General features: G+C 61.5%; 24 protein-coding genes. 6 read left to right on the top strand and 18 right to left on the bottom strand.

Translation table 11 applies throughout. The features are described from left to right. Window positions 1-53: 53 nt before the first annotated feature. Window positions 54-986, top strand: coding sequence for a dihydroorotate oxidase (locus GYH29_RS17340; RefSeq protein WP_052052005.1), 933 nt, complete (start codon window positions 54-56; stop codon window positions 984-986). Window positions 987-1,022: 36 nt separating this feature from the next. Here GYH29_RS17340 and ettA read toward each other — a convergent pair whose 3' ends face one another. From ettA to gpmI, 8 genes are all read right to left on the bottom strand, one after another. Next, window positions 1,023-2,690: an energy-dependent translational throttle protein EttA gene (gene ettA / locus GYH29_RS17335; RefSeq protein ID WP_039753826.1), complete on the bottom strand. Its 1,668-nt coding sequence runs from the start codon at window positions 2,688-2,690 to the stop codon at window positions 1,023-1,025. A gap of 87 nt (window positions 2,691-2,777) precedes the next feature. Further along, a complete protein-coding gene (locus GYH29_RS17330; RefSeq protein WP_019100492.1) occupies window positions 2,778-3,257 on the bottom strand; it encodes a DUF456 domain-containing protein in 480 nt (159 codons plus the stop codon). Window positions 3,258-3,305: 48 nt separating this feature from the next. Next, window positions 3,306-5,363 carry a polyphosphate kinase 1 gene (gene ppk1 / locus GYH29_RS17325; protein ID WP_043590986.1) on the bottom strand — a complete coding sequence of 686 codons (2,058 nt, stop codon included), beginning with the start codon at window positions 5,361-5,363 and terminating at the stop codon, window positions 3,306-3,308. A gap of 71 nt (window positions 5,364-5,434) precedes the next feature. Then, the gene (locus GYH29_RS17320) at window positions 5,435-5,707 is read right to left on the bottom strand and encodes an oxidative damage protection protein (protein WP_019100565.1); all 273 of its coding nucleotides are present in this window, start codon (window positions 5,705-5,707) and stop codon (window positions 5,435-5,437) included. A gap of 100 nt (window positions 5,708-5,807) precedes the next feature. Then, window positions 5,808-7,112 (bottom strand): amino-acid N-acetyltransferase, encoded by a 1,305-nt coding sequence (gene argA, locus GYH29_RS17315; RefSeq protein WP_019100566.1) that lies wholly within the window; start codon window positions 7,110-7,112, stop codon window positions 5,808-5,810. A gap of 144 nt (window positions 7,113-7,256) precedes the next feature. Continuing rightward, a complete protein-coding gene (locus tag GYH29_RS17310) occupies window positions 7,257-8,699 on the bottom strand; it encodes a S41 family peptidase (protein ID WP_232060417.1) in 1,443 nt (480 codons plus the stop codon). Between the two features lie 27 nt (window positions 8,700-8,726). Beyond that, window positions 8,727-10,055, bottom strand: a complete 1,329-nt coding sequence (locus GYH29_RS17305; RefSeq protein WP_039753911.1) for a murein hydrolase activator EnvC family protein — start codon at window positions 10,053-10,055, stop codon at window positions 8,727-8,729. Between the two features lie 103 nt (window positions 10,056-10,158). Then, entirely contained in the window at window positions 10,159-11,682 is a 1,524-nt protein-coding gene (gene gpmI, locus GYH29_RS17300) for a 2,3-bisphosphoglycerate-independent phosphoglycerate mutase (protein WP_043590989.1), read from the bottom strand. A 103-nt stretch (window positions 11,683-11,785) separates the two neighbouring features. Here gpmI and GYH29_RS17295 point away from each other — a divergent pair, with 103 nt between their 5' ends. After that, window positions 11,786-12,082: an ArsR/SmtB family transcription factor gene (locus GYH29_RS17295; RefSeq protein ID WP_019100570.1), complete on the top strand. Its 297-nt coding sequence runs from the start codon at window positions 11,786-11,788 to the stop codon at window positions 12,080-12,082. Window positions 12,083-12,207: 125 nt separating this feature from the next. Here the strand turns inward: GYH29_RS17295 and GYH29_RS17290 are convergent, their stop codons facing one another. The 3 genes from GYH29_RS17290 to GYH29_RS17280 form a co-directional block, all read right to left on the bottom strand. Further along, complete coding sequence (locus GYH29_RS17290) at window positions 12,208-12,438, bottom strand: hypothetical protein (protein WP_019103844.1); 231 nt, start codon at window positions 12,436-12,438, stop codon at window positions 12,208-12,210. A 149-nt stretch (window positions 12,439-12,587) separates the two neighbouring features. Then, window positions 12,588-13,460 carry a 4-hydroxybenzoate octaprenyltransferase gene (gene ubiA / locus GYH29_RS17285; protein ID WP_043590990.1) on the bottom strand — a complete coding sequence of 291 codons (873 nt, stop codon included), beginning with the start codon at window positions 13,458-13,460 and terminating at the stop codon, window positions 12,588-12,590. Continuing rightward, a complete protein-coding gene (locus GYH29_RS17280; protein WP_232060416.1) occupies window positions 13,457-13,984 on the bottom strand; it encodes a chorismate--pyruvate lyase family protein in 528 nt (175 codons plus the stop codon). Before GYH29_RS17280 ends, ubiA begins: the two co-directional genes overlap by 4 nt. 133 nt (window positions 13,985-14,117) lie before the next feature. On the opposite strand from GYH29_RS17280, the gene GYH29_RS17275 reads away from it, so the two are divergent. The 3 genes from GYH29_RS17275 to GYH29_RS17265 all read left to right on the top strand — a co-directional run bounded on the left by GYH29_RS17275 (window position 14,118) and on the right by GYH29_RS17265 (window position 15,755). Next, complete coding sequence (locus GYH29_RS17275; protein ID WP_161524180.1) at window positions 14,118-14,474, top strand: CidA/LrgA family protein; 357 nt, start codon at window positions 14,118-14,120, stop codon at window positions 14,472-14,474. After that, window positions 14,467-15,183 (top strand): LrgB family protein, encoded by a 717-nt coding sequence (locus GYH29_RS17270; protein ID WP_043590992.1) that lies wholly within the window; start codon window positions 14,467-14,469, stop codon window positions 15,181-15,183. Before GYH29_RS17275 ends, GYH29_RS17270 begins: the two co-directional genes overlap by 8 nt. Before the next feature lie 113 nt (window positions 15,184-15,296). After that, window positions 15,297-15,755 (top strand): SixA phosphatase family protein, encoded by a 459-nt coding sequence (locus GYH29_RS17265; RefSeq protein ID WP_043590995.1) that lies wholly within the window; start codon window positions 15,297-15,299, stop codon window positions 15,753-15,755. A gap of 59 nt (window positions 15,756-15,814) precedes the next feature. Here GYH29_RS17265 and metE read toward each other — a convergent pair whose 3' ends face one another. Next, complete coding sequence (metE, locus tag GYH29_RS17260; protein ID WP_161524179.1) at window positions 15,815-18,106, bottom strand: 5-methyltetrahydropteroyltriglutamate--homocysteine S-methyltransferase; 2,292 nt, start codon at window positions 18,104-18,106, stop codon at window positions 15,815-15,817. Between the two features lie 95 nt (window positions 18,107-18,201). Between metE and GYH29_RS17255 the strand changes: the two genes are divergently transcribed. Beyond that, window positions 18,202-19,128 carry a LysR family transcriptional regulator gene (locus GYH29_RS17255; protein ID WP_043590999.1) on the top strand — a complete coding sequence of 309 codons (927 nt, stop codon included), beginning with the start codon at window positions 18,202-18,204 and terminating at the stop codon, window positions 19,126-19,128. A gap of 141 nt (window positions 19,129-19,269) precedes the next feature. Here the strand turns inward: GYH29_RS17255 and GYH29_RS17250 are convergent, their stop codons facing one another. From GYH29_RS17250 to GYH29_RS17225, 6 genes are all read right to left on the bottom strand, one after another. Further along, window positions 19,270-20,010: a substrate-binding periplasmic protein gene (locus GYH29_RS17250; protein ID WP_161524178.1), complete on the bottom strand. Its 741-nt coding sequence runs from the start codon at window positions 20,008-20,010 to the stop codon at window positions 19,270-19,272. A gap of 29 nt (window positions 20,011-20,039) precedes the next feature. Continuing rightward, window positions 20,040-21,497 carry a nitrogen regulation protein NR(I) gene (ntrC, locus tag GYH29_RS17245; protein WP_019102296.1) on the bottom strand — a complete coding sequence of 486 codons (1,458 nt, stop codon included), beginning with the start codon at window positions 21,495-21,497 and terminating at the stop codon, window positions 20,040-20,042. Between the two features lie 68 nt (window positions 21,498-21,565). Continuing rightward, entirely contained in the window at window positions 21,566-22,681 is a 1,116-nt protein-coding gene (gene glnL / locus GYH29_RS17240; RefSeq protein WP_232060415.1) for a nitrogen regulation protein NR(II), read from the bottom strand. 59 nt (window positions 22,682-22,740) lie between these two features. Beyond that, window positions 22,741-23,223: a DUF4124 domain-containing protein gene (locus GYH29_RS17235; protein ID WP_039755391.1), complete on the bottom strand. Its 483-nt coding sequence runs from the start codon at window positions 23,221-23,223 to the stop codon at window positions 22,741-22,743. 678 nt (window positions 23,224-23,901) lie between these two features. Beyond that, window positions 23,902-24,711: a hypothetical protein gene (locus GYH29_RS17230; RefSeq protein WP_161524177.1), complete on the bottom strand. Its 810-nt coding sequence runs from the start codon at window positions 24,709-24,711 to the stop codon at window positions 23,902-23,904. 444 nt (window positions 24,712-25,155) lie between these two features. Then, complete coding sequence (locus GYH29_RS17225; protein ID WP_161524176.1) at window positions 25,156-25,983, bottom strand: hypothetical protein; 828 nt, start codon at window positions 25,981-25,983, stop codon at window positions 25,156-25,158. Window positions 25,984-26,470 lie beyond the last annotated feature (487 nt).

Raw genomic sequence — 26,470 nt, 5'->3', positions numbered from 1 at the left:
CTGGGACCGCCTCCGTCTATCATCGCCGGCAGATGAATTCGCCGGAGGGCGCGATGTCGCTGAATCTATCCGTTTCCTGGTTGGGCATGAAGATGTCCAGCCCCTTGTTCAACGCTTCCGGCGTCTATTGCCGCACGCGGGAGGAACTGGAGCAGGTGCGCCGTTCCGCCGCCGGCGCGGTGGTGACCAAGAGTTGCACGCTGGAACCGCGCGCCGGCAATCCGGAGCCGCGTTACCGACGCACCGCGCTGGGCAGCATCAACTCCATGGGCCTGCCCAACGAGGGCTACCGTTATTACCTGGACTACGCCCAGGCTTACGACGACGCCAAACCGTTGTTCCTGTCCGTGTCCGGCATGACGCTGGACGACACCCTGACCATCCTGACCGAACTGGCGGCGCTCAAGCTGCCCTGCCTGCCGGAGGTGAACCTGTCCTGCCCCAATCTTCCGGGCAAGCCGCAGTTGGGTTATGACTTCGCCGCCAGCGCCGAGGCCCTGGAGGCGATCAGCCGGCGCTATGCGCGGCCGTTCGGCGTCAAGCTGCCGCCGTATTTCGACCCGGCCCACTTCGCCGCCATGGCCGCGGTGTTGAACGCCTTCCCGCTGCTGCGCTTCGTCACCTGCATCAACTCGGTGGGCAACGGCCTGGTGATAGATCTGGACAGCGAGTCGGCGGTGATCAAGCCCAAGGGCGGGCTGGGCGGCCTGGGAGGCGATTACGTGCTGCCGACGGCGCTGGCCAATGTGCGCGAGTTCGCCGTGCTGCTGGCCGACAAGCATGTGATCGGCTGCGGCGGCGTGAAGAGCGGGGCCGAGGCCTTCATGCACATCCTGGCCGGCGCCACCGCGGTGCAAGTGGGCACCTGCCTGCACGAGGAGGGCGTCAGCGCTTTCGATCGTATCGAGGCGGAGCTGGTCGCCATCATGCAGGCCAAGGGCTACCAGCGGCTGGATGAGTTCCGCGGACGGCTGAAGACGCTGTGAGCGCATGAAAAAAGCCCGGAGAACCCGGGCTTTGTTTTAACGGGTGATCGGCTTGTAGCGGATACGCTTGGGCTTGGCGGCTTCCTCGCCCAGGCGTTTCTTCTTGTCGGCTTCGTATTCCTGATAGTTGCCGTCGAAGAAGGTCCATTGCGACTCGCCTTCCGCCGCCAGAATATGGGTGGCGATACGGTCCAGGAACCAGCGGTCGTGGGAGATCACGAAGACGGTGCCGGCGTATTCCAGCAAGGCGTCTTCCAGCGCGCGCAAGGTTTCCACGTCAAGGTCGTTCGACGGTTCGTCCAGCAGCAGCACGTTGCCGCCCTTGAGCAGGGTTTTGGCCAGGTGCAGGCGGCCGCGTTCGCCGCCGGAAAGCATGCCCACTTTCTTCTGCTGATCGGCGCCCTTGAAGTTGAAGCGACCGAGATAGGCGCGGCTGGACATCTCGAATTTGCCGACGGTGAGAATGTCGGCGCCGGCGGCTACGTCCTCGAACACGGTCTTGTCGCCGTCCAGGCCCTCGCGGGTCTGCTCGACGAAGGCCATTTGCACGGTCTGGCCGATGCTGACTTCGCCGCTGTCCGGCTGTTCTTTGCCGGCGATCATCTTGAACAAGGTCGATTTACCGGCGCCGTTGGGGCCGATGATGCCGACGATGGCGCCCGGCGGAGCTTTAAAGCTCAGGTTGTCGATCAGCAGGCGGTCGCCGAAGCCCTTGGACACGCCTTTGAACTCGATGACTTCATTGCCCAGGCGCTCGGCCACGGGGATGAAGATTTCCTGGGTCTCGTTGCGTTTTTGGGTTTCGTAGCTGGACAGCTCTTCGAAACGGGCCAAACGCGCCTTGGACTTGGCCTGGCGGCCTTTCGGGTTCTGACGCACCCATTCCAGCTCCTGCTTCATCGCCTTCATGCGGGCGCCTTCGCTCTTGGCTTCCTGCGCCAGGCGGGCCTCCTTCTGTTCGAGCCAGCTGGAGTAATTGCCTTTCCACGGAATGCCTTCGCCGCGGTCCAGTTCCAGAATCCACTCGGCGGCATTGTCCAGGAAGTAGCGGTCGTGGGTGACGGCCACCACGGTGCCGGGGAAGCGCACCAGGAATTGCTCCAGCCATTCCACCGATTCCGCGTCCAGGTGGTTGGTGGGTTCGTCCAGCAGCAGCATGTCGGGCTTGGACAGCAGCAGCTTGCACAGCGCCACGCGGCGCTTCTCGCCGCCGGACAGCGGGCCGATCTTGGCGTCCCACGGCGGCAGGCGTAGCGCGTCGGCGGCGATTTCCAGCTGGTGTTCGACGTTGTCGTTGGCGCCGGCGGCGATGATGGCCTCCAGCTTGGCCTGTTCTTCGGCCAGCGCATCGAAGTCGGCGTCCGCTTCAGCGTAGGCGGCGTATACTTCTTCCAGGCGCTTTTGCGCGCCCATTACGTCGCCCATGCCGCTTTCCACTTCCTCGCGCACGGTTTTTTCGGGGTCCAGCTGCGGTTCCTGCGGCAGGTAGCCGATTTTGACGCCGGCCAGGTGTTGCACCTCGCCCTCGTATTCTTTGTCCGCGCCGGCCATGATGCGCAGCACGGTGGATTTACCCGCGCCGTTCAGGCCCAGCAGGCCGATCTTGGCGCCGGGGAAGAAGGACAGAGAGATGTCCTTGATGATCTGGCGCTTGGGCGGAACGATCTTGCTCACGCGGAGCATGGACATTACATATTGTGCCATCGGTATTCACGCTGGATTGAAGGGGATAAACCGGGATTCTACCAAATCCCCCGGTTTAGGCCAGCCGCGCGGCCGCGGAGCCGGCCGCTAGAACAGTAGCGCCAGCGCCGCCGTGGCCAGCATGGCGAAAGCGCAGGCTACCTTGGCCACCGCGCCGACGATGAAGCCGATGAAGGTGCCGATGCCGACTTTGCCTGCTTGAAAGGCATCCTTGCGAGCAATGAACTCGCCGATGACGGCGCCGACCAGCGGGCCGAGCAGCACGCCCGCCAGGCCGAAGAACATGCCCACGATGCCGCCGATGAAGGCGCCCCACAACGCCTGACTGCTGGCGCCGCTGGCTTTTGCGCCAAGCAGGCCGGCGAAGAAATCTATCACCAGACCCAGCGCGGTGAGCAGGGCCATGATGATCAGGCTGATCGCGCCCAGGTGGTTGAAGTTGTCCAGCCAGGCGGCCAGGAGCAAGCCGCCGAACATCAGCGGCAGGCCTGGAATGATGGGCAGCATGGTGCCGGCCAGACCGGCGACGATGAGCAGGGCGGCGAGACTGTAGCCGGCGATTTCCATGGTGGTCCTTGCGGGGGAGGCACCCGCGGCGTGGCCGCGGGCCGGGTGTCAGCGGGTGTACTCTTCCAGTAGCTGCAATTGCGCGCAATGCGGCTTGCCGCGGGAGGTGCGGCGCTTGTAGCCGCCGTCCGGCAGCATGTCCCAGGCGTTGACGTTGTCGTCCAGATAGAGGCGCAGCGCCTCCTTGATCACCCGGCGCTTGAGCTTGGCGTCGACAATGGGCACGCAGGTTTCGATGCGGCGGAAGAAGTTGCGGCCCATCCAGTCGGCGCTGGCGATCAGCAGGTCTTCTTTGCGGTCGTTGTGGAAGTAGAACACGCGCGGGTGTTCCAGGAAGCGGCCGACGATGGAGCGCACGCTGATATTCTCGGACAGCCCCGGCACGCCCGGCCGCAGCGCGCACACGCCGCGCACGATCAGCTGGATCTTGACCCCGGCCTGGCTGGCGCGGTACAGCGCGTGGATCACCTGGCTTTCCAGCAAGGCGTTCATCTTGGCGATAATCTGCGCCGGCTTGCCGGCCTGGGCGTGGGCGATTTCGCGGTCTATCGCCTCCATCACCATGCTGTGCAGCGTGAACGGGCTCTGGAACAGCAGCTTGAGCTGGCTGGCGCGGCCCAGGCCGGTCAGCTGTACGAAGATATCGTTGACGTCGCTGGCGATCTGTTCATTGCAGGTCAGCAGGCCGAAGTCGGTGTAGAGGCGAGCGGTGCGAGGGTGATAGTTGCCGGTGCCCAAGTGGACGTAGCGGCGAAGGCCGTGTTCTTCGCGGCGCACCACCATCAGCATCTTGGCGTGCACCTTGTAGCCGATCACGCCATAGACCACGTGGGCGCCGGCGTCCTCCAGCCGGCTGGCCCAGCTGATGTTGGCTTCTTCGTCGAAGCGCGCCATCAGCTCCACCACCACGGTCACCTGCTTGCCTGCGCGGGCGGCGGCGATCAGCGATTCCATCAGCACCGAGTCGGTGCCGGTGCGGTACACCGTCATCTTGATGGCCACCACATGCGGATCGGAAGCCGCCAGCGTCAGCATGTCAATCACCGGCTGGAAGCTCTGGAACGGGTGGTGTAGCAGAATATCGCCCTTGCGGATGGCATCGAACAGTGGCGTCTTCTTGCGCAGTATCTCCGGCAGCGTGGGGATGAAGGGAGTGAATTTCAGGTCCGGCCTATCCACCAGGTCCGGCACCTGCATCAGCCGCACCAGATTGACCGGGCCGTTGACGCGGTAGACGTCGCGCGGCTTCAGGTTGAACTGGGTCAGCAGAAATTCTTCCATATGCAACGGGCAGGTATCGGCGATCTCCAGCCGCACCGCGTCGCCGAACTGGCGCTGGCGCAACTCGCCCTGCAAGGCTGTGCGCAGGTTCTTCACGTCTTCGTCTTCCACTGTCAGCTCGCTATCGCGGGTGACGCGGAACTGGTAGCAGCCCTTGACCGCCATGCCGCTGAACAGCTCATGCACATGGGAGTGGAGGATGGAGGACAGGAAGACGAAGGTGTGGCGATGGCCGTCGCTGACGTCCGCCGGCAATTTGATCACCCGCGGCAGGATGCGCGGCGCCTGGACGATGGCGATGCCGGAGGCGCGGCCGAAGGCGTCGCGCCCTTCCAGCTCCACCGCGAAGTTCAAGGATTTGTTCAGCACCTTGGGGAAGGGGTGGGACGGGTCGAGGCCGATGGGGGTGAGGATGGGCATCAACTCGCGGAAGAAAAAGTCCTTCACCCATTGCTGTTGCGCGGGGCTCCATTCGTTGCGGCGCAGGAAGATGATGTTTTCCTCGCGAAGCGCCGGAAACAGCACTTCGCTCATCACGGCGTACTGGTCGCGCACCAGTTGGTGCGCGGCGGTGGCCACCTTGGCCAGCGCCTGCTCAGGCGTGGTGCCGTCCGCCAGGATGCGCTCCGGCGTGGCCACGGCGGTTTCCTGCAGCCAGGCCACTCGCACTTCGAAGAACTCATCCATGTTGGAGGACACGATGCACAGGAATTTCAGCCGTTCCAGCAGCGGCAGGTTGGCGTCTTCCGCCTGGGCCAGCACGCGGCGGTTGAATTCTAGAAGGCCAAGTTCGCGGTTGATCAGCAGGTCTTGCGTGTGTGACATACGAGGTTCAAGCCAACAGTGGAGAGTTCAGGGAAAAATAAAGCCCTCGCTTGGAGGGCTGGGCATGGCGATTAGTTCTGCGGCGGAGTGTAGCCGGCGGGAGCGTCGGCGCCGTCGCCGAAGAAGTAGGCTTCCAACTGCGCGGCCAGATACTGGCGGGCGCGGGCGTCGGCCAGGCTCAGGCGGTTTTCGTTGATCAGCATGGTCTGATAGCGCAGCCAGCCTTGCCAGGCTTCTTTCGAGACGTTGTCAAACACTCGCTTGCCCAGTTCGCCCGGCAGCGGCGGGAAGTCGAGGGCTTCGGCTTCGCGGCCCAGCTTGACGCAATTGACGGTTCTGCTCATGGCGCAATCCTTAAAATATCGGAAAAAGGTTAATTCAATATTGTGTCACAGAGATGAAATGCTTCCAACCACGGCGCGGCTTTGGAACCGTTTCTTGGACTCACAAGACCTTGACGAAAACCTTGGAGCGGCGCTGATAGTTGTAGAACTGCTGCCGCGCCAGCGGCAGCGCGCTCTTGTCCGCTTCGGCGAAGCCCCGCTCCACGAACCAGTGCGCGGTTTGGGTGGTGAGCACGAACAGCGACTGCAAGCCTTGGGTGCGGGCCTGGTATTCCACGTGTTTGAGCAGCATCTCGCCAAAGCCGCCGTCGCGTTTGTCCTGAGCCACCGCCAGGCAGGCCAGTTCGGCGGTGCCGGCGTCGGGGAAGGGGTGCATGGCCACGCAACCATAGATCTTGCCGTCGTGCTCCAGCACCGAATATTCGCCGATCTCCACCTCCAGATGCTCGCGGCTGCGCTTGACCAGCACGCCTTGCTCTTCCAGCGGCTGGATCAGGCCGATGATGTCGCCGATGTCTTCGATGCTGGCGTTGCGCACTCGCACCAGCGGGTCGCGGGCGATCATGGTGCCATTGCCGCCGCGGGTGAAGTGTTCCACCAGCAGCGCGCCGTCGGCGTGACGGCTAATCAAGTGGGCACGGGGAATGCCTTCTCGGGTGGCGCGGATGGCGTAGGGCAGGTAGGCGCTGACGTCATCCTGCAGCCGGCCGGAGGCCAGCAGGTCTTCGGCCTGCTGTGCGGTCAGCGTGCTGATTAGTTCCTCGTCCAGCATCACGCCGCGCTGCTCGATCACGAAAATCAGTTTTTCCGCTTTCAGGGTAATGGCGACGTGGGTGGCCAGTTCTTCCATGGTTAGATTGAAGGCCTCGCCGGTCAGCGAATAGCCGATGGGGGACAGCAGCACCAGCTCGCCATGGTCGAGGCGGGCGCGGATGGCGGCGCCATCGGCGCGGCGCACCTGGCCGGTGTATTGCATGTCCACGCCATCGAGCACGCCCAGAGGCTGGGCGGTGACGAAGTTGCCGCCGGCCACGCGCAGATGGGCGCCGTGCATTGGAGAATTGGGCATGCCCATGGACAGTAGTGCTTCGATGTCGCAGCGGGTGGCGCCGGCCGCTTGTTTGACCACGTCCATGGTGGCGGCGTCAGTGACGCGGCGGTCGCGGTGGAACAGGCGGGCGATGCCGTGGCGTTTCAACAGGCCCTCGATCTGCGGACGGATGCCGTGCACCAGCACGATGCGCACGCCCAGGCTGACCAAGAGGTTGATGTCCTGCGCCAGGCTGGCGAATTCTCCGTCTTGCAAGGTTTCGCCGCTGACGGCCAGCACGAAGGTCTTGCCGCGGTAGGCGTTGATATAGGGGGCGGCTTCGCGAAAGGAAAGCACGAATTCGCGGGTAAGCATGGGGTCAGCGGCTCCGGCCGGAAAACTAGGGTTGAGCCGGATAGCGTAGCAGGAATGACGGTGTTTTGCAGGAGGACAATATAGCGCGCGCATGAAAAACGCCCCTGGCGAAACCAGGGGCGCGTTGTGGCTGCGGAGGCGGGGTCAACTGCCTTTTTTCTGCAGGATCTGCTGTACCTTGAGGATGTTCAGCGCCTGCGACAGCTGGTTGTCGTTTTTGGGGTTGGGGTCGCGCGGGCCGAACTGGCTCTTTTCTTCCGGCTTGGCCTTGTCCTTGCCGTCGTCCGGCTTGGCGGGGGCGGGGGCGGGTTGCGGCGCTGGCGCGGGCTTGGCGTTGCTCTTGGGCGCCGGCTTGTCCTCGCCGTTGGGGTTGGCCAAGTGGTTTTCCAGGTCCGCTTCGCGCACGCGGATGGCTTGCTCCGCCGCGGTCAGCGTGCCGTCTTCCACCACCACGTCGGGCACGATGCCCTTGGCTTGGATCGAGCGGCCGTTCGGCGTGAAGTAGCGGGCGGTTGTCAGCTTGATGCCGCCTGCGTTGCCCAGCGGCATGATGGATTGCACCGAGCCCTTGCCGAAGGTTTGTGTGCCCACCAACACCGCGCGCTTGTGGTCTTGCAGCGCGCCGGCGACGATTTCCGACGCCGAGGCGGAGCCGCCGTTGACCAGAACGACCAGAGGCACATTGCGGGCTTCCACTGGCAGCCGGGCCAGCGGGTCGCTGCCGTTGGGGCGGGCGTAGTTCTGCAGATTGGCGGTTAGCCGCATCTTGGCGTCCGGCGTACGGCCCTCGGTGTAGACCACCAACTGGTTCTTGGCCAAGAAGGCGGCCGACACGCCAACCGCTCCGTTGAGCAGGCCGCCCGGATCGTCGCGCAGATCCAGAACCAGGCCTTTCAGCGCCTGTTTGTTTTCCTTGTAAAGCGCCTGCACGCCGGCGGCCAGGTCCTCGGAGGTGTGCTCCTGGAACTGGGTGATGCGCACATAGCCGAAGTCCGGTTCCAGCAGCTTGTATTTGACGCTCTTGGTCTTGATCACCGCGCGCGCCAGCGTGAACACCAGGGGCTTGGTTTCAGTTTTGCGGGCGATGGTCAGCGTGACCTTGGTGCCCGGCTTGCCGCGCATTTTCTTCACCGCGTCGGTCAGAGACAGGCCGCGCACCGGGGTGTCGTCGATCTTGATGATCAGGTCGCCGCTCTTGATGCCGGCCTTCTGCGCCGGGGTGTCCTCGATAGGCGACACCACCTTGACCAAGCCGTCCTCGGCGCCGATTTCGATGCCGAGGCCGCCGAATTCACCCTGAGTGCCTTCCTTGAGTTCCTTGAAGGCTTCCGGGTCCATATAGTCGGAGTGCGGGTCCAGGCCGGTCAGCATGCCCTTGATGGCCGCGGTGATCAGCTTCTTGTCTTCCACCGGGTCGACGTAGTCTTGCTTGATGCGGCCAAACACTTCGGCGAAGGTGCGCAGCTCGCTCAGCGGCAGCGGGGATTCGCCCTTGTCGGCAAAGGCTTGCATGCTGAGCGTCAGCACGCCGCCGGCCATGGCGCCGGCCACTAGCCAGGCAATCTTCTTCATTCTTTGGCTGCTCATGTTTGTTATCTGTCTCCGTTGCCTGGCTCAGCGCGCCCAGGCTTGCGGGTTTAGGGGGCGTCCCATGTGTCGGATTTCAAAGTACAGGCCGGATTCGCCGCTGTCCAGTGTTCCAGTGTTGCCGATCGTGTCGCCGGCCTTGACGCTGCCGCCCACGGATTTGCCTATCACCGATAGTCCGGTATAGACCGTCATGTAATTGCCGCCATGGTCGACCAGAATCGCATTGCCGAAGCCGCGCAATTGATCGGCGAACACCACGGTGCCGTCGGCCACGCTGCGCACCGGGGTGCCGTTGGCGGTCTGGATGAACACGCCTTTCCAGCTGACGCCTTGCTGGCGCGGTTTGCCAAAGCGGCCGACCAATTGCCCGGCCACCGGCATTTTCATTCTGCCCTGCAGGCTGACGAAGGCGCGGCCGGCGGCGCTGTCGTCGGCCACGTCGGTGATCGCTTCCTCTTTCACAGTGACGGTCTGCTTGGCTTCCTCCGGCACAGGCTTGCCTTGTTTCTTGGCGTTTTCAGCCAGCTTGCGGCGGCGCTCGTTCTCTTTGCGCGCCGCTTCGCGGGCGGCGGCCAGCTTGGCTTTGCGCTCTTCAGCCGCTTTGCGCGCGATTTCCGCGCGGCGGCGTTGGATTTCCCGATTGATCTGGGCGATCAGGCCAGTCAGGCGTTTTTCGTTTTCCTGCAGCTGGCTCAGTTTGCTCTGCCCGGTCTTGATTTCACCGGTGACCTTGTTGAGTTCTTGCTGCTGGCTAGCCTTGTCCTGCTGCAATGAACTCTTTTCCTGGCTCTTGCGGTTAGACAGCGAGTTAAGGCGGGCCAGTTCCTGTTCCAGTTGGAAGGACAGCGCTTCCAGTTCGTGCTGGCGGGTGATCAACTGGGCGACCAGCTGCTGTTGGGCGCGGGCAATGTGTTGATAGTAGGCGAGGTCGCGAGCGCTCTGATTGGGGTCGTTCGCGTTCATCATCAGCTTCATCGCGTCGTGCTGGCCGCTCTTGTACTGGCGTGCCAGCATTTGGCCTACCCGTTGGCGCACCGCGGCCAGGCTGTTGCGGCTGGCGTTGATCTGGGCGCGCAGCGCCTCTAGCTGCTGCTCTGAGCTGCTTTGTTTTTTCTCCAGCTTCACCAGTGCCTGGGTAGTCTGGCTAATGGCTTGTTCCGACTCCTTGATCGCCGATTGCGCCTCTTTTTGCACCGCCTGTTTTTGGGCGATGTCTTTTTTCAGCGTATCGATTTCCTTGCGCACCGATTTGAGGTCTTGCTGGTGCGGGGCGGTGGACAGCGCGGCGGAAGCCGGAGGCGCGGCGTGGCTGGCTCCGGCGATCAAGGCCGCCATCAGGACATAAGGTTTCATTGCCGGGAATATGCTTTCTACTTGGGCCGCGGACCAACAAGCGCGCCGTCCGCGGGCGGCGCGCTTGGGTCGATGACGCCGGCGGAGCCGGCGGCGGCGGGTCTTATTGAAATTCGATCAACGATTGACCGCTCATCTCCGCCGGTTGTTCCAGGCCCATCATCGCCAGCAGCGACGGCGCGATGTCGCGCAGCGAACCGCCGGAGCGGATCCGGGCCGGACGGCCGACATAGAGGAAGGGCACCGGGCTCAAGGTGTGCTGGGTATGCGGCTGGTGGTGCTCGGCATCGTACATTTGTTCGCAGTTTCCGTGGTCGGCGGTGATCAATACCTCGCCGCCGGCGGCGCGCATCGCTTCCACACAGCGGCCGATGCAGCCGTCCAGCGCTTCCACCGCCTTGACCGCGGCGTCGAAGATGCCACTATGGCCCACCATGTCGCCGTTGGCGTAATTGCAGATGATGGCTTGGTATTGGCCGGAGGCGATGGCGGCGACGATTTTGTCGGTGACTTCGCCGGCGCTCATTTCCGGTTGCAGGTCGTAAGTGGCCACCTTGGGCGACTGCACCAGGATGCGGTCCTCGCCGGGATAGACCTGCTCCTCGCCGCCGTTGAAGAAATAGGTGACGTGCGGGTATTTCTCGGTTTCGGCGATGCGCAGCTGCTTCAGGCCCTGGCTGGCCAGGTATTCGCCGAAGCCGTTGCTGATTTTCTGCGGCGGGTAGGCGATGGACAGGCGGCTGTAGGCTTCGCCGTAGGAGGTCAGGGTGACGAAGTCGGCGAACTTGGGCTGGCGCGCCTTGAAGCCGTCGAAGGCCGGGTCGGTCAGCGCGCTGACCAGTTGGCGCGCGCGGTCGGCGCGGAAGTTCATGAACACCACGACGTCGCCGTCCCGCATCTTGGCGGCTTCGCCGATGGCGGTGGCCTTGACGAATTCGTCGTTTTCGTCGCGGGCGTAGGCGGCTTCCAGCGCTTCCAGGCCGCTGCGGGCGTGGTACAGGCCTTCGCCCTCCACCAGCAGCCGGTAAGCTGGCTCCACGCGTTCCCAGCGCTTGTCGCGGTCCATCGCCCAGTAGCGGCCGCTCACGGACGCCAGGCGCGCGGCGGGGCATTCGGCCAGCACCGCGTCGAGCCGCTCCAGATAGGTCTTGGCGCTGCGCGGCGGCGTGTCGCGGCCGTCCAGGAAGGCGTGCACGAGGATGCGCGCGACGCCGGCGGCCTGGGCCGCGCGGATCAGCGAATGAATGTGGTTTTCATGGCTGTGAACGCCGCCATCGGACAGCAGGCCCATGATGTGCAGCGCCGAGTCCTTGGCCTTGGCGATACCGGAAACCAGCGCGGGATTGGCGGCGAAGCGGCCGTCTTCGATGTCGCAGTCGATGCGGCTGATGTCCTGTTGCACCACGCGGCCGGCGCCGATGTTGAGGTGGCCCACCTCGGAATTGCCGAACTGGCCCGATGGCAGGCCGACGAAGTTTTCCGAGGCGTTGATGGTGCCGTAGGGGAAGGTTTGGCGCAGACGATGCCAATTAGGCATCGAGGCATGAAGAATAGCGTTGTCATCGCCTTCGGTGCGATGGCCAAAACCGTCGAGAATCAACAACAACACCGGTTTGATGGATTTCATGGCATTCACATTCTGAATATTAGAAAATCTTGATGGTATTGGATTTTGTGTAGTATTGTACCGCAGTCAGACTAAATAAAATGACTCTACAGGGAGAGAAGCCTTGCTGTTCAACGATGACCAGATCGAGCAGACCTCGAGGGCGATGAAGGCCATGTCGCACCCGCTGCGTTTGAAGATCATATCGGTGCTGGAAGACCAGGAAGTGAGCGTGCAGGATATAGTCGAGCAGGTGGGCACGTCGCAGAGCAATATTTCTCAGCATTTGGCCATTATGCGCGACAAGGGCGTGTTGCGCACGCGCAAGGACGCGAACCGCGTTTATTACCGCGTTGGCGACATCCGCACGCTGGAGGTCTTGAAGATGATGCGCGAGGTGTTCTGTGGCTTCGGCGAATAAGTCGCCGCCCGGCTGAGGCCCGCGCCGGCGTCTGGCCGGCCCTATGATCGTACCCGGATATGAAAACGCCGCGGCTCGCCATGAGCCGCGGCGTTTTTGCGCTGGGCCGGCGGCCCGGCGGTCAATTACTTGGCGGCGGAAGCCGCCTTGTGTTCAGCTTTCTTTCCCGAATGCTTGTGGCCGGATTTCTTGTGGTGCGCGGGGGCCGAAGCGTGCTTCTTGTGGTGCTTTTTGGCGGCCTGCTTGTGTTCGGCCTTGTGCTCCATTTTCTTTTCGGCGGCGGGCGCGGACGCCGGGGTGGCGGCCAGGGCGCTGGTGGCGAAAGCAGCGGCGATCAGAGCGGAAATCAGTTTCATGATATGTCCTTTCTTGTGTGAAGCCGGTGGTGCATGTCGGCTGCAATTCCAAATGGGTGGAATATGCCTTTTCTGGGATTAAACCCTTTTCGAAAAGTTCACAAAGATTCACATAATGTCGTCGCGCCGAAAAATGATGGCATTGGGTTTTACGGCAGCCAGTAGCTGAGCGCCACGCCGGCGAGGATGGCCGCGCCAACACGGTTGTTGTCGAGGAAAGCCTTGAAGCAGGCGGCGCGGTCGCGTTCCCGGATGTCCAGGTACTGCCTGGCCATCAAGACGGCGGAGATCAGCAGGGACAGGTAAAAAGGCCAGCTCAGCGCCAGGTGCCGGCCGATGCCGGCCATCAGCGCGAGGAAGACGGCGTGGAACAGCATGATGGCCGGCACGTCGTAGTCGCCGAAGGTGATCGCCGAGGTCTTGATGCCGATCTTGAGGTCGTCCGGCTTGTCGCTGATGGCATAGGCGGTGTCGTAGGCCAGCGTCCAGCAAGCGTTGGCCAGCAGCAGCAGCCAGGCCAGCATTGGAACGGCGCCGGTCTGGGCGGCGAAGGCCATCGGAATGCCGAAGGAGAAGGCCAGGCCCAGATAGGCTTGCGGCACCGGGAAGAAGCGCTTGGTGAAAGGGTAGCTTGCGGCGATGAACAGCGCCGGCACGCTCAAGAGCAGGGTCAGGCTGTTCAGCGGCAGGATCAGCAGCAGCGACAGCAGCGCTAGGCCGGCGGCCAGCAGCAAGGCTTCCTTCTTGCCAACCGCGCCGCGGGCGAACGGCCGTTGTCGGGTGCGTTCCACGTGGCCGTCGAAGTCGCGGTCCGCGTAATCGTTGATCACGCAGCCGGCCGAACGCATCAAAAAGGTGCCGATGATGAAGATCAGCACGATCAGCGGGTCGGGCCGGCCTTGGCCGGCGATCAGCAGCGCCCACAGCGTCGGCCACAGCAGCAGGAAGGTGCCGATGGGCTTGTCCATGCGCATCAGTTGCATGTAAACGGTCAAGCGTTCATTAAGGCGGGCGGCGTTCATAGCAAGAAATTCTCCAGCTCCGGCAAAAAGAGTTCGCACACCAGCAGCGGCGCTTGCCGCAGCAGGAAGCGGCAGCGCCGCGCCGGGTAGCTGGGGTGCGGGCTGAGTTGGGCCGCCGGCGCGAACAGCGGATGATCGGCGGCAATGAGGCGATAGCGCAGCGGGTCGCGCAGCAATTCCGGCAGGCCGCCGAACAATGTCAGACCCAGGGAGCGGCTGCCTCGGTCTAGAATGGGCTGCCAGGCCGCGCAGTCCAGGCGGGTGACGCTGCGGGCAAACACCACCGGGATGTCGTCTAGGGTCAGAGCCACCTCGCGCGCTTGCAGCGGCGCTCCGGCGGCCAGGCCGAGCTGCGGCGCCTCGTCTTCCAGGCAGACGTCGGGACCTTGCCGCAACACGCGCACGGCGAAGCGGCGACCAGTGCTTTGCAGCCGTTCGGTCAGCGAGCCGGCTTCGGTGAGGCAGGATTGCGCCGCGGCGGACAGCGCGGGCGGCTGAGGCAGCCAGAGAGGGGGATGGGACATGGCGCGCATTATGCCAAAGCCGGCGGGGGCTTGTCCCGCCCTTCTGCGGCGCGATGCGAGTCCATCTGTCTATCCCCAAGCGCGAGCCGGGGCATTATCATGACGTCATCAAGGCGGAAGGAGGAAAGATCACATGATGGAGACGGCGCTGTGGCTGTTGGGCTATCAATTGGCGGGAGAAGTCTTGGTGCGCGGTTTGGGCGTGCCTGTGCCGGGGCCGGTCATGGGGATGTTGCTATTGTTCGCCACCTTGTGCGCGCGTCGCGGAGTGCCGACGACGCTGCAGACCCATGTGCCGCGCTTTCTTGCGCATATGTCCTTGCTGTTCATCCCGGCCGGCGGAGCGGTGCTGGCCTACCAGACGCTATTGGCCGATTACGGCGCGCGTCTGGCGGCGGTGCTGGCCTTGTCGACGCTCACCACCTTGCTGGTGCCGGGGCTGGCTTTGCATTGGATGCTGGGGCGGCGGGGCGGAGGAGGAGATGATTAGCGCCGACGTGTTGTCCGCGCTGCGGGAGTCGCCGTTGACGGGGGTTTTCGTCACTTTGCTGGCTTACCGCCTGGCCTTGGCGTTTAATCGCCGCTGTCGCGGCCATCCGCTGTCCAACCCGGTGTTGATCGGGGTATTGCTGGTGTTGGGCTGGCTGGTACTGACGCGCACCGATTACCGCCAGTACATGCAGGGCGCGCAGTGGATACAAATGTTGTTGGGTCCGGCGACGGTGGCTTTGGCGGTGCCCTTGTACGGCAACCTGAGCCGGCTCAAGCGCGCGGCGGGGCCGCTGGCCTTGAGCATTGCCTTGGGCGGGGTCACCGGCGTCGTCAGCGCGGTGGGCTTGGGTTGGCTATTTGGTTTGCCGCATGAGGTGCTGCTATCCCTGAGCACGCGGGCGGTGACCACGCCGATTGCGATGAGCGTGTCGCAAAGCATAGGCGGGGTGCCGGAATTGGCGGCGATGTGCGTGATCCTGTCCGGCATTTTTGGCGCGGTGGCGGCGCGGCCGCTGTTCAACGGTCTGCGTCTGCGCAACGACATGGCGCTGGGCGTGGCCACGGGGATTTCCGCGCATGGGATTGGAACGGCGCGGGTGTTTCAGTTGTCGGAGACAGCGGGCGCCTTCGCGGGCCTGGCAATGGGCTTGAACGGGGTGTTCACCGCTTTGTTGGTGCCTGTGTTGCTGGCGCTGTTTCCCTTGTAGCGGGCCGGCGGCTTTTATTTCGTAGTCGCGCCAAGCCGCGCATCCCGCCTGGGGCGGGCGCTCGACTTGGCCCGCTTGCGTCTGGATTGAAAATATTTTAACGAGGGGTGTGTATGGATTTGATTTTGTGGCGCCACGCGGAGGCGGAGGACGGCTCCGATGATCTGGCAAGGGCGCTGACGCGGCGCGGGCAGCAGCAGGCAAGCCAGATGGCAGCTTGGCTGCGGGTGCGCCTGCCGCGCGATTATCTGCTGCTGGCCTCGGAGGCCAAGCGTTCGCAGCAGACAGCGGCCTTGCTGGCGAAAAGCTTTCAGACGGTGCCGGCGTTGAATCCGACGGCGTCGCCGGAAGAGGTGCTGGAGGCGATAGGCTGGCCGGAGGCGAACCGCACCGTGGTATTGGTTGGCCATCAGCCTTATATCGGCTGGCTGGCATCCACCCTGCTGTCGGAGCAGCAGCAACTGTGGAGCGTGAAGAAGGGATCGGTCTGGTGGTTGAGTCACCGCGACCGCCACGGCATCGAGCAGACGCGTTTGAAGGCGATGATGACGCCCGGCATGTTGCAGCCTTGAGTCGGCACGCGAAAAGGCCCCTCGACCGAGGGGCCTTTTTCTTGTCAGTCTCAAACGTTTCAGACGGTGGCGTCGGCCTCCTGAGCCAGACGTCTGCGCAGCGTCTTGCTGACCTTGACCATGCTGGAGAGGGCCGCCTCCACCTCGGGCCAGCCGCGGGTTTTCAGGCCGCAGTCGGGGTTGACCCACAGTTTTTCCGGTTCGATCACTTGCAGCGCCTTTTCCAGTAGCTGCTGGATTTCAGCCTCAGGCGGCACCCGCGGGCTGTGAATATCGTAGACGCCGGGGCCGATGGCGTTGGGGTAGCGGAAGTGGCCGAAGTCCTGCAGCAGCTCCATGTCCGAGCGCGAGGTTTCGATGGTGATCACGTCCGCGTCCAGCGCGGCGATGGCCGGCAGAATGTCACCGAACTCGGAATAGCACATATGGGTGTGAATCTGGGTGGAGTCCGCCACGCCGTGGCAAGACAGCCGGAAGGCATGGCCGGCCCAGTCCAGGTAGGCGGCGCGATCGGCGCGCTTCAGCGGCAGTCCTTCGCGGATGGCAGGCTCGTCGATCTGGATCACGCGGATGCCGGCGGTCTCCAAGTCGCGTACCTCGTCGTTCAGCGCCAGGGCGATCTGACGGCAGACTTCGTCGCGCGGCAGGTCGTCACGGACAAAGCTCCATTGCAGGATCGTGACCGGTCCGGTGAGCATGCCCTTGACCGGACGGGAGGTCAGGCTTTGTGCGTATTCCGCCCATTCCACGGTCATCGGCTGCGGCCGCGCCACGTCGCCGAACAAAATGGGCGGCTTCACGCAGCGGCTGCCGTAGCTTTGCACCCAGCCGCCGGCGGTGAACACGAAACCGGACAACTGTTCGCCGAAGTATTCCACCATGTCGTTGCGCTCGACCTCGCCGTGCACCAGCACGTCGATGTCCAGCGCCTCCTGGCGGCGTATCGCCAGTTCAATTTCCTGCTGCATTGCCTGACGGTAGGCATCGGCGGGCAGTTCGCCGCGTTTGAAGGCGGCGCGAGCGCCGCGGATGGATGCGGTTTGCGGGAAGGAGCCTATGGTGGTGGTGGGCAGCAGCGGCAGTTTGAGCCAGGCTTGCTGCGCGGCGGCGCGAACGGGATAGGCGCTGTGGCGGCGGTCGGCGTTGGCCGGCAGCGTGGCCAGGCGCTGCTGGACTTCGGGGCGGTGTATCAGCGGGCTGGCGGCGCGTTGCTGGCGGGCGTAGTCGCTGCCGGCCAGTTCGTTGGCGATGGCTTCGCGGTCTTGCTCCACGCCGCGTTTCAGCACTTTCAGTTCATTAAGCTTTTGCACCGCGAAGGCCAGCCATGTTTTGACGTCGACGTCGAGCTGGGTTTCCGCGGCCAGGTCGAAGGGCGTATGCAGCAGCGAGCAACTGGGAGCGATCCACAGGCGCTCGCCCAAATCGGCCGCAAGGGGTTGCAGACTGGCCAGCACGCGGGACAGATCGGCGCGCCAGATGTTGCGACCGTCGATGATGCCGGCGGACAGTACCTTGTCTTGCGGCCAGCCCTCGGCGAAAGCCGCCAGTTGCAGCGGCGCGCGCACCAAGTCCAGGTGCAGGCCGGCCACCGGCAAGCGTTGCAGCAGTTCGGCATGCTCGGCGACGCTGCCGAAGTAGGTGGCCAGCAGCAGCCGCAGCGGAGAGTCTTGCAATTGGCGATAAGCGGGTTCGAAGGCGGCCAGCCATTCCGACGGCAGATCCAGGGTCAGGATGGGTTCGTCGATCTGCACCCATTCCACTTTCGCCGCCGCCAGCGCGGCCAGCAAGTCGCGGTAGGCTTGCAGCAGGGCGGGCAGCAGGGACAGCTTGTCCAGGCCGGCGTGCTTGGCCTTGCCCAGCCACAGCAGCGACAGCGGCCCCAGCAGCACCGGCTTGGCGCGCAGGCCCAGCGCCTGGGCTTCTCGAACTTGCGCCAGCAAGCGCTCAGGCTGGGCTTGGAATGCGGTGTCGGCATGCCATTCCGGCACCAGGTAGTGGTAGTTGGTGTCGAACCATTTAGTCATTTCCAGCGCCGGCTGGCCGGCATTGCCGCGCGCCAGCTGGAAATACTGCTCTGTGCTCAGCTTGGAGGCGTCGAAGCCGAAGCGCGGCGGCACCGCTCCCACCAGCAGTTGCGCGTCCAGCACGTGGTCGTACAAGGAGAAGTCGCCTACCGGGGACAATTCAACGCCGGCACCTTTTTGCAACAGCCAATGGCGCTGGCGCAGTTCACGCGCGCCGCCCAGCAGCGCGGCTTCGTCGATTTCGTTTTTCCAGTAGTTTTCCAGCAGGGTCTTCAGTTCGCGCTTGGCGCCGATGCGGGGAAAGCCGAGCAGGTGCAGGGTGGTCATGGTGGACTCCTTCGTTCGTGATGTCCCTAGCATTACGCAAGCTGTTGTATGATACAAACTCATTATTTTGCCATTTAACATGAAATGAATTCATAATGAGCTTTCTGGGGATTAGACATCTGCGCACCCTGTTGGCGCTGGCCGAAACCGGCAGCGTGTCCTTGGCCGCCAGTCGCTTGTTCCTGACCCAGTCCGCGCTTTCGCACCAGCTCAAACAGTTGGAGCAGGGCTACGGCATGAGCTTGTTCGAGCGCAAGACCCAGCCGCTGCGCTTCACCGCCGCCGGGGAAAGGCTGTTGGCGCTGGCGCATGATCTGAACGCCAGGGTGGCCGCGGCGGAGCGCGATCTGGCGCGTCTGCGGCAGGGGGAGGTCGGCGAACTGAGGGTGGCGGTGGAGTGCCATACCTGCTTTGACTGGCTGATGCCGGCGATGGACGCGTTTCGTCAGCATTGGCCGGGCGTTGAGCTGGATATCGTGTCCGGCTTTCACACCGATCCGGTTAGCCTGTTGCTGAGCCACCGGGCGGATCTCGCCATCGTATCCGAGGCGGAGCCGCAGGCCGGCATCGATTACCAGCCGCTGTTCGCTTATGAAATGGTGGGCATCGTGGCGCGGGATCATCCGCTGGCGAACAAGCGCTGCTGGCTGGCGGAGGACTTTGCCGGAGAAACGCTGATCCATTACCCGGTGCCGGACGAAATGCTGGACCTGGTGCGCAAGGTATTGCGCCCGGCGGGCGTCAATCCGGCGCGGCGCAGCAGCGAACTGACCATCGCCATCATCCAGCTGGTGGCCAGCCGCCGCGGGGTGGCGGCCTTGCCTTACTGGGCGGTCAAGCCCTATCTGGAGCGCGGCTACGTGGTGGCGCGGCCGATAGGCGAGCGCGGCTTGAGCAGCGAGTTGTACGCCGCGGTGCGCGGCGACGACGGCGGCCTGGCCTATATGCAGGATTTTCTGGCCACGGTGAGGGAGCAGAGTTTCGCCACCTTGCCAGGGCTGACGCCGCTGGGCGCGGCTTGACTTGGGGCCTGTTTACGATCTGCTGCGCGTTGGTGGAGGGATTGCGCGATGAGCGGCGTCTTCGAAATGCTCATGTGCCACTTGACCATTCCGTTCTACTCAGCCGCTTTCGCATTAGCTCGCGAGATCGTAAACACATTCTTAGGGCAGGTCCAGTTGCCGGCGCAGCGACGGCAATTGGCTCCAGACGCAGCGCATGCGTTCCGGATGCGCCTGGCCGTAAGCTTTGGCGAACACTAGATAATTGTTTTCGGTTTTTAGCGGCGGCAGCAGTTTTTTCATGCGCAGCTGCGGGTGTTGCGCCAGATAAGCGTCGCCGCCGGGCTCGTGCATGGCGAAGGCGGCGATGCGGCCCGCCTGCAATTTGGCGAAATTCTCCTCCAGATCCGCGCCGGCCTCGGTGGGAATTCGGCGGGCCTTCAACACGCGGGTGACGGACCAGCCTCGATTAACGCCGACGCTGTCGTCCTCGGGCAGGTCCAGCCGATAGCCGTCCCAACGCAGCGTTGAATCTTGAGGAACGTAGAGCACGTAGGAGAGGGCCGTCAGCCTGAGCCGGCTGTCCGCTGACCCGTCGCGCATTGGGTAGAGCATCTGTTTGGCGCGGTCGGTCTGGAAGGACAGCATGGCGGCGGCGTCGGCCTGGTTCAGGGCCAGGCCGCGCAACAGCCGTCGCGCCGGCAGTTGTCGGAACTGCGCGTTCAGGCCGCAATGTTCCGCCGCTTGCCGCGTGAGGTCGATCACGGGGCCGGATAGTTGTGTGGAGGTATGCTGGATGAAGGGGGCGGGTTCGGCGCTACCGACGACGATGCGCAAGAGGGGGGCCGCATGGACCCACCCGCCGGCCAGCAGGGTGAGCAGCGCTAGCGTGGACTTGGGCATGGGTAGGTCCTTGCGGAATGATCATGGATTCATTTTATGAGCCCGAGATCGGCCTTGTCATGGATTTCATCCGCATGAGCTTCCAAACCCAACTCTTGGATCTTGCGAGTCAGCGTGTTGCGACCCCAGCCCAGCAGGTGAGCGGCTTCCACTTTGCGGCCGCCGGTGTGGGCCAGGCCGCTGCGGATGCAACTGATCTCGAAGCGGCGAGTCAGTTCGTCGATGATGCCGACCTCGCCGGCGCGCAGACGGCGGCTGACTTCCTCCGCCAGCAATTGCGGCCAGTCCAGTTGCCCGGTTTCGGCGCCGCCGGGATGGCGGGCGCCGGCGGAGGGATCGCGCAGCTCCTGGGGCAGGTCGGCCGCTTCCACGGTTTGGCCGGGCGCCATCACGCTAATCCACTGACACAGATTCTCCAGCTCGCGCACATTGCCGGAGAACAGGCTGTGTTTGACTACCTCCATGGCGGCATCGCTGAGTCGCTTGGGCTCCACGCCCAACTGGGTGGCGCTTTTGGTCAGGAAGTGGCGGGCCAGCAGCGGGATATCTTCGCGCCGTTCGCGCAGCGGGGGCAGCCGCAGGCGGATCACGTTCAGGCGGTGGTAGAGGTCTTCGCGGAACTGGCCGTCGCGCACACGCTGTTCCAGGTTTTGGTGGGTGGCGGCGATGACACGGACGTTGGCCTTGATCGGGGTGTGGCCGCCGACGCGGTAGAAGTGGCCGTCGGACAGCACGCGCAGCAAACGGGTCTGCAGCTCGGTGGGCATGTCGCCGATCTCGTCCAGGAACAGCGTGCCGCCCTCGGCCTCCTCGAAGCGGCCGCGGCGGGTGGCTTGCGCGCCGGTGAACGCGCCTTTCTCATGGCCGAACAGTTCCGACTCCAGCAAGTCCTTGGGGATGGCGGCGGTATTGAGCGCGATGAAGGGTTTGCCGGCGCGCACAGAGTGGCGGTGCAGGGCTTCGGCCACGCGCTCCTTGCCGGTGCCGGATTCGCCGGTGATCAGCACGGTGACGTTGGACTGCGATAGCCGGCCGATGGCGCGGAATACGTCCTGCATCGCCGGAGCCTGGCCCAGCAGCACCGGCATCGCCTCCTGATGATCGCTGACCGCGATGTCCGGGCGGCTTTCCGCCAGCGCGCGTTCGATCAGCAGCACCGCCTGATCGACGTCGAAGGGCTTGGGTAGGTATTCAAAGGCGCCGCCCTGGAAGGCCGCCACCGCGGAATCCAGGTCGGAGTGCGCGGTCATGATGATGACCGGCAGCGCCGGGTGCTCGGCTTTGACCTTGGACAGGAATTTCAGCCCGTCGGTGCCCGGCATGCGGATATCCGAAATAATGACTTGCGGAGCGCGGTCGTACAGCGCGTTCAGCGCGTCGTCGGCGCTGGCGAAACTGTCGAAGCCGATGCCGGCGCGTCCCAGCGCTTTTTCCAGCACCCAGCGTATTGCCTTGTCGTCGTCAATAATCCATACCGCTTGGTTCATCGCGAAATCCTTGTGCTCGGCGCCGCCGGCGAAGCGGGCGGCGGCAATGTGTTTGTGGGCGGGCCGGCTCAGTCCGTGGCGAAAGGCAGCGTCACGGTGAAGCAGGTCTGTCCCGGCCGGGAGTCGAATTCGATGTTGCCGCCGTGCTGGTGGACGAAGGCCTGGGCCAGGGTCAGGCCCAGGCCGGTGCCTTCGGCGCGGCCGGTGACCAGCGGGTAGAAGACATGGTCCTTGATCTCGTCGGGGATGCCGGGGCCGTCGTCGATGATCTGCAATTTCAATGCCAGGGTGTGGCGTTTGCGCGCCAGCGTCACCTGGCGCGCCACCCGGGTGCGCAGAACCAGTTCGCCGCGGCCCCTCATCGCCTGGATCGCGTTCTTGACGATGTTGAGCGCCACCTGGATCAGTTGTTCCTTGTCTGCCACCAACTGCGGCAGGCTGGTGTCGTAGTCGCGGCGAATTTGCAGGCCTTGCGGGTATTCCGCCAGCGCGATGCTGCGCACGCGCTCCAGCACTTCGTGGATATTGATCTCGCCGCGAACATGGCTGCGGTGCGGCGCCAGCAGCCGGTCGACCAACGATTGCAGCCGCAGCGCCTCCTCCTTGATCACCGCGGTGTATTCTTTCAGCTCCGGGCGATCCAGCAGTTCGTGCTCCAGCAACTGCGCCGCGCCGCGAATGCCTCCCAGCGGGTTTTTGATCTCATGGGCCAGGTTGCGGATCAGTTCACGGTTGGCCTGGTGTTGCAGCAGCAGGCGCTCTTCGTTGGCGATTTTCAACTGCTGATCCAGCGGCCGCAGCTCGATCAACGCCAGCCCGCCGTCCGCGTCCACCGGTGCGACCGACAACGCGATGTGCAGCGGCTGCTCGCTGTGCTGCGGGACCAGTTCCAAGTCGTGTTCGATGAAGCTGGCGTTGTGGCGCAGCGCGGTGGACAGCGCCTGACGCAGCGCCGGGCAGGGCTGGAACAGATCGAACAGGCTGTGGCGCAGCAATTCGCGGCTACCGAGCGCCAGCAGGTTTTCGCAAGCGGGATTGACGAAATACAGCGCGCCGTCGGGATCGACGATCAGCACGGGGGTGTCCAGCAGTTCTAGTCCGGCGAAGCTGGTCGGCGGCATGGTGCGGTGTGTCCTGTAGGCTGGGGCGAAGGGCTTGCGCAGGCTGAGCAAAATTCGGGCCATGCCCGCGCGCCCGGGAATGGCCCATTCATCGTCAGTATGCACCAATGTGGTGCGTCAAACTAGTTCTGCCCCAACTCGCGGCGCAAGGCTTCCACGTTTTTCTGGCGGTCGGTGACTTCGTCCTGCAGCTTCTGCACCCGGTTCAGGTATTTCTGGTAGTTGCGGGTTTCGTCGCCGTTGCGGGTGGCTTTGCCGTCGGCCAACGCTTTTTCCGCTTCGGTCAGCGCTTTCTGCTCATTGGCCAGCTCCTGCTCCAGGATCTTGCGGCGGCCGTTGTCGCGCTGCTTCTGGGTGCCGGGGTCGACGCTGGGGTAGCTGCCGGCGGGCTTGGCGTCGCCGTTCCCGCCGCTGCTGTTGCCGGGGGCATTGTTTTTCTTGTGTTGGCTAGGATAGGAAGAGAGCGGATTGAGCCGGATTGCCTGCGCGCCGCGAATCGGCACATTGGTGAAAGTGACGTTGCCGTCTTTGTCCACGTACTTGTAAACAGTGGCTTGAGCAGAGGCGCTCAGCAACAGCATCAGACAAAGCGATAGAGTTTTCATGGGCGGCGTGTCGAGTTCCGGGTTTAAGCACTGCAATGATATGCAAATCCGCCGGACAAGTCATATATGAAAACGGCAGCCCAGGGGCTGCCGTTTTTCGTCGCGCCGTTCAGCGAGTAATATCTGTGTCATTTAAAATCAATTGGTTACGGTGAATTTTGAGAAAACGGGGGCAAAACGGGGGCAGATTCGCGTGTTGCACTGTTTTGGTGCGAGAGCTCTGAGCTAGTGCAGTTCAAGTCTGTCTTGCCAAAGTCTCTCTTGAAAAAATCGTTCAAGTCATTGAAATTATTGGACTATTTTTTTAGAAAATTTAATATCAAGCAATCTTTCGGCATGTTTGTGACTTTGCCACCACCATCCCTGAGCGACCAACTACATAGCAAGCCAGGAACGTATTGAATTTCATCTGAGATCCTGTTTACGATCTGCTGTGCTGCAGCGATACAGCGTTAAAAACAAGCTCAAAGTGCTCTGTACATTCCGCTTTTTCGCTTGTTTTCGCCTTGTCTCGCGCTTGCTCGCGAGATCGTGAACAGGCTCTGAGAGATCGTGGCCCGAAGTCATTGCCGAAGCCTGCATATTGTAAAGGCAGGTGCGCGTGGCAGACTGAATAAACGTAACGTTCGTATTCAGAAGTTGTCCAGGGCCGTTCTCTGGAAAGAAGGGGGCGACGTCTCACTCCTTTCCCCTACGAGAGCGAATCTTGCGCATGAAAATATCTGGTGGCATTCCTGACTCCATACACAGGTGTTCGATTGGTCGCTCCAGCCGTCGAACAGTCGAGCGCAAAATGTCGGCTTGTTCGGGACTGAGTGGCTGTCCATCCTCAAACTCCATAACGCGGGTTAGGCGGTCGAAAGAAAGCATGAGATCTTCCAGAACTGGCCCGAACATGAGACGACCGCGTACTCCGTCTCGCATGTCGGACATCCCTGCTCGAATATCGGTAAGCATCCCAAGAATCTCGGCGTAGCTCTTCTCCAACGGGTTGTCGCTTTTCCGAAGTGACTGGAGCTCCACCGCTACGGAGATTGGGGTATCAACATCCTCAGGATAGTTCTCGACATGTCGAATTTGTTTTGTGATCTCTTCCTTGGCCTTCGCAACGCTGTCTAGATCCCTATGATCTACATGAACGGTACGACTTGCCGCAACATCAAACGGTATTGTTTCGGCGGCATGAATTATTTGGACTATCGGCTTCTTGATTGCATGGCGCAGCGCCAACTCGTAGAAAACATTTGGATTGCGCCCTGTTAGATCTGCGATGACAAGAGGGTCTTCGACGATGTGCTGGATGACTTGAGACGTAATGAGACCTGGCTCTGAGATGTGATCGGCACGGATTGGCTCGTATCCGCACTCTCTTACTGATGGACCGATAATGTGCTTGAGTACTTGATCTGATCTGACTCGATCGGCCGAGCCGTCGGGGCCTATCGGTGCGATTACAAAGCAGACTTTGGTTTTCTCTTCTTTTGACATAGCTACTCCTAGTTGCTAAGACGTCAAATAGCATTTAAACGGACATCAATGCCCGTATCCGCTAATCTAGCAGATAGCATGGCCATTTTACTGCTTGCCTAATTTCTTACGTTTTGTGTGACAGTTAATGAGGAGCTAAGCTGGCAGCACTTCGCCACAGGGGGCAGTGACAGCTCTAGGTCTGAAGCACGAATTCGCCAGATAAGAAGGCTGAAGTTGGGCGGTTTGATTGCGATAAAATCAGCAAGCCGCAGCATTATTGCTGCACCCAGCTATCATCCCCAGCTATTGCAATACCCGCTTAGAACTCCCCTTCATAATGTCAGCCCACTGATAGCATGTTGGCTAAACCTACCGTCAGCAGTGTAGAAAGTATCGACTAGGTTTTACTGTATTTTTTATCCGCACAATCATGATTAAGTCAATTTAACTCAATATCATTTTTTAAGTACTTTCGTATGGTTTAGAATATTCTCTTAAAAGCATTGCGTATTTTATCGCATCCCCACTCACATCCTGGCCAGATACAATACGCCTTGCTTCATCTAAAAAATTACCCTCCAAGATGGTTGTTAAATATGAGAATTTGCTCAGTTCCATAGCGTCCATCTTGTCAAGATCTTCTTGTTTGAAAAAATTCTCCAACATTTTTCTCATGCCAGTAGTTTTATACCATGGGCTAAGTGAGTTTTTTTTAATGCCTTCTGATATCTCAAAAGATAATCTAAGGTATAGTGCCCTGTATGCAAAAAAGAGGAACCACAATTTTTCCCCGACATGGAGGCGAGTTAATTCAGCTGTCCCATCAGTATTTGTCAGTGATATTAATTTTCCAAAAATTTCTCCTGTTTTAAAGGTTTGTGCATCTTTAATTTTTGTGCAATTAAATTTATCGAACTCTTCTTCAAGTAAAATGTCAACAGTAGTAAATGCAGATGGTGTAGCATTTTTCAATGCCACAATTCCACTCCATAGCTTCTCCACACTCTCTACCTTCTTCTGCTGTGAAATAGCAATGCTGCCTTCTAGAGTTTTGTGCGCCATTGATATGGCAGAAAATTCCTTAGCCACTTCATGCTTAAGAGACTCAATACTTCCATTGTTCTTCATGCTCAGCTCGGATTTCAGATTTTCCAGTTGCGCACTGTATTCATATCCAACACTGGCCTTGAGTCTTTCTATAAACCAATTTTTTACTAGAAAAGCTAGAAGAGATACAACAGCAATTGAAGAGAAAGATGAAATGATTGCGTTATAAAAAATATCAATCATAAGCGCCCTTGGTGTTAGTTTAAATTATTGATCCATCTGATTTTACCGAACGTGTTCAATACTTTCTTCGGTTGAATTTGGTAACGCCTGCTCTTGGTCGTTAGCAGTTGATTGTAAACCGCGTCTTTCTCGCCGCTCAGCCAGACACACACACCTAAAATCCCCCCGAAACCGTGGATTGAGTCCTAAGTTGTTGTCCTGTAACGGCTTTTCATCCACGGTTTGTCCACGGTCTCACCCACCGATTCCGTGGATGCCGCATAAACTTCAATAAAATCAATGCGATGAAGGGAAGGGCGAATCCACCATTTCCACGACTTCCGCTGCCAAACCCGTGGATTAATTTTTAAGCAGCGCTCCGAAACCGTGGATGGCCCCTTCCTTCCTTTTTCATTGCTTTTTATCTCTATCTCTTTGTTTTTTAAATAAGAAGAAGTACTTAGAGGCCATAAAAGAGTAAAACCCCGATGTGGAAGAATTGGGGCAA

The organism is Chromobacterium haemolyticum (genome assembly GCF_009936155.1).
Lineage (GTDB): Bacteria > Pseudomonadota > Gammaproteobacteria > Burkholderiales > Chromobacteriaceae > Chromobacterium > Chromobacterium haemolyticum.
Note: the sequence above shows the minus strand (reverse complement) of the source record. Positions and strands in the feature narration are given on the sequence as shown.

Bases quoted from the DNA above. Each gene is read 5' to 3' on its own strand.
- GYH29_RS17340 (WP_052052005.1), top strand. From the start codon at position 54: ATGTCGCTGAATCTATCCGTTTCCTGGTTGGGCATGAAGATGTCCAGC.
- ettA (WP_039753826.1), bottom strand. From the start codon at position 2,690: ATGGCACAATATGTAATGTCCATGCTCCGCGTGAGCAAGATCGTTCCG.
- GYH29_RS17330 (WP_019100492.1), bottom strand. From the start codon at position 3,257: ATGGAAATCGCCGGCTACAGTCTCGCCGCCCTGCTCATCGTCGCCGGT.
- ppk1 (WP_043590986.1), bottom strand. From the start codon at position 5,363: ATGTCACACACGCAAGACCTGCTGATCAACCGCGAACTTGGCCTTCTA.
- GYH29_RS17320 (WP_019100565.1), bottom strand. From the start codon at position 5,707: ATGAGCAGAACCGTCAATTGCGTCAAGCTGGGCCGCGAAGCCGAAGCC.
- argA (WP_019100566.1), bottom strand. From the start codon at position 7,112: ATGCTTACCCGCGAATTCGTGCTTTCCTTTCGCGAAGCCGCCCCCTAT.
- GYH29_RS17310 (WP_232060417.1), bottom strand. From the start codon at position 8,699: ATGAGCAGCCAAAGAATGAAGAAGATTGCCTGGCTAGTGGCCGGCGCC.
- GYH29_RS17305 (WP_039753911.1), bottom strand. From the start codon at position 10,055: ATGAAACCTTATGTCCTGATGGCGGCCTTGATCGCCGGAGCCAGCCAC.
- gpmI (WP_043590989.1), bottom strand. From the start codon at position 11,682: ATGAAATCCATCAAACCGGTGTTGTTGTTGATTCTCGACGGTTTTGGC.
- GYH29_RS17290 (WP_019103844.1), bottom strand. From the start codon at position 12,438: ATGAAACTGATTTCCGCTCTGATCGCCGCTGCTTTCGCCACCAGCGCC.
- ubiA (WP_043590990.1), bottom strand. From the start codon at position 13,460: ATGAACGCCGCCCGCCTTAATGAACGCTTGACCGTTTACATGCAACTG.
- GYH29_RS17280 (WP_232060416.1), bottom strand. From the start codon at position 13,984: ATGTCCCATCCCCCTCTCTGGCTGCCTCAGCCGCCCGCGCTGTCCGCC.
- GYH29_RS17275 (WP_161524180.1), top strand. From the start codon at position 14,118: ATGATGGAGACGGCGCTGTGGCTGTTGGGCTATCAATTGGCGGGAGAA.
- GYH29_RS17270 (WP_043590992.1), top strand. From the start codon at position 14,467: ATGATTAGCGCCGACGTGTTGTCCGCGCTGCGGGAGTCGCCGTTGACG.
- GYH29_RS17265 (WP_043590995.1), top strand. From the start codon at position 15,297: ATGGATTTGATTTTGTGGCGCCACGCGGAGGCGGAGGACGGCTCCGAT.
- metE (WP_161524179.1), bottom strand. From the start codon at position 18,106: ATGACCACCCTGCACCTGCTCGGCTTTCCCCGCATCGGCGCCAAGCGC.
- GYH29_RS17255 (WP_043590999.1), top strand. From the start codon at position 18,202: ATGAGCTTTCTGGGGATTAGACATCTGCGCACCCTGTTGGCGCTGGCC.
- GYH29_RS17250 (WP_161524178.1), bottom strand. From the start codon at position 20,010: ATGCCCAAGTCCACGCTAGCGCTGCTCACCCTGCTGGCCGGCGGGTGG.
- ntrC (WP_019102296.1), bottom strand. From the start codon at position 21,497: ATGAACCAAGCGGTATGGATTATTGACGACGACAAGGCAATACGCTGG.
- glnL (WP_232060415.1), bottom strand. From the start codon at position 22,681: ATGGCCCGAATTTTGCTCAGCCTGCGCAAGCCCTTCGCCCCAGCCTAC.
- GYH29_RS17235 (WP_039755391.1), bottom strand. From the start codon at position 23,223: ATGAAAACTCTATCGCTTTGTCTGATGCTGTTGCTGAGCGCCTCTGCT.
- GYH29_RS17230 (WP_161524177.1), bottom strand. From the start codon at position 24,711: ATGTCAAAAGAAGAGAAAACCAAAGTCTGCTTTGTAATCGCACCGATA.
- GYH29_RS17225 (WP_161524176.1), bottom strand. From the start codon at position 25,983: ATGATTGATATTTTTTATAACGCAATCATTTCATCTTTCTCTTCAATT.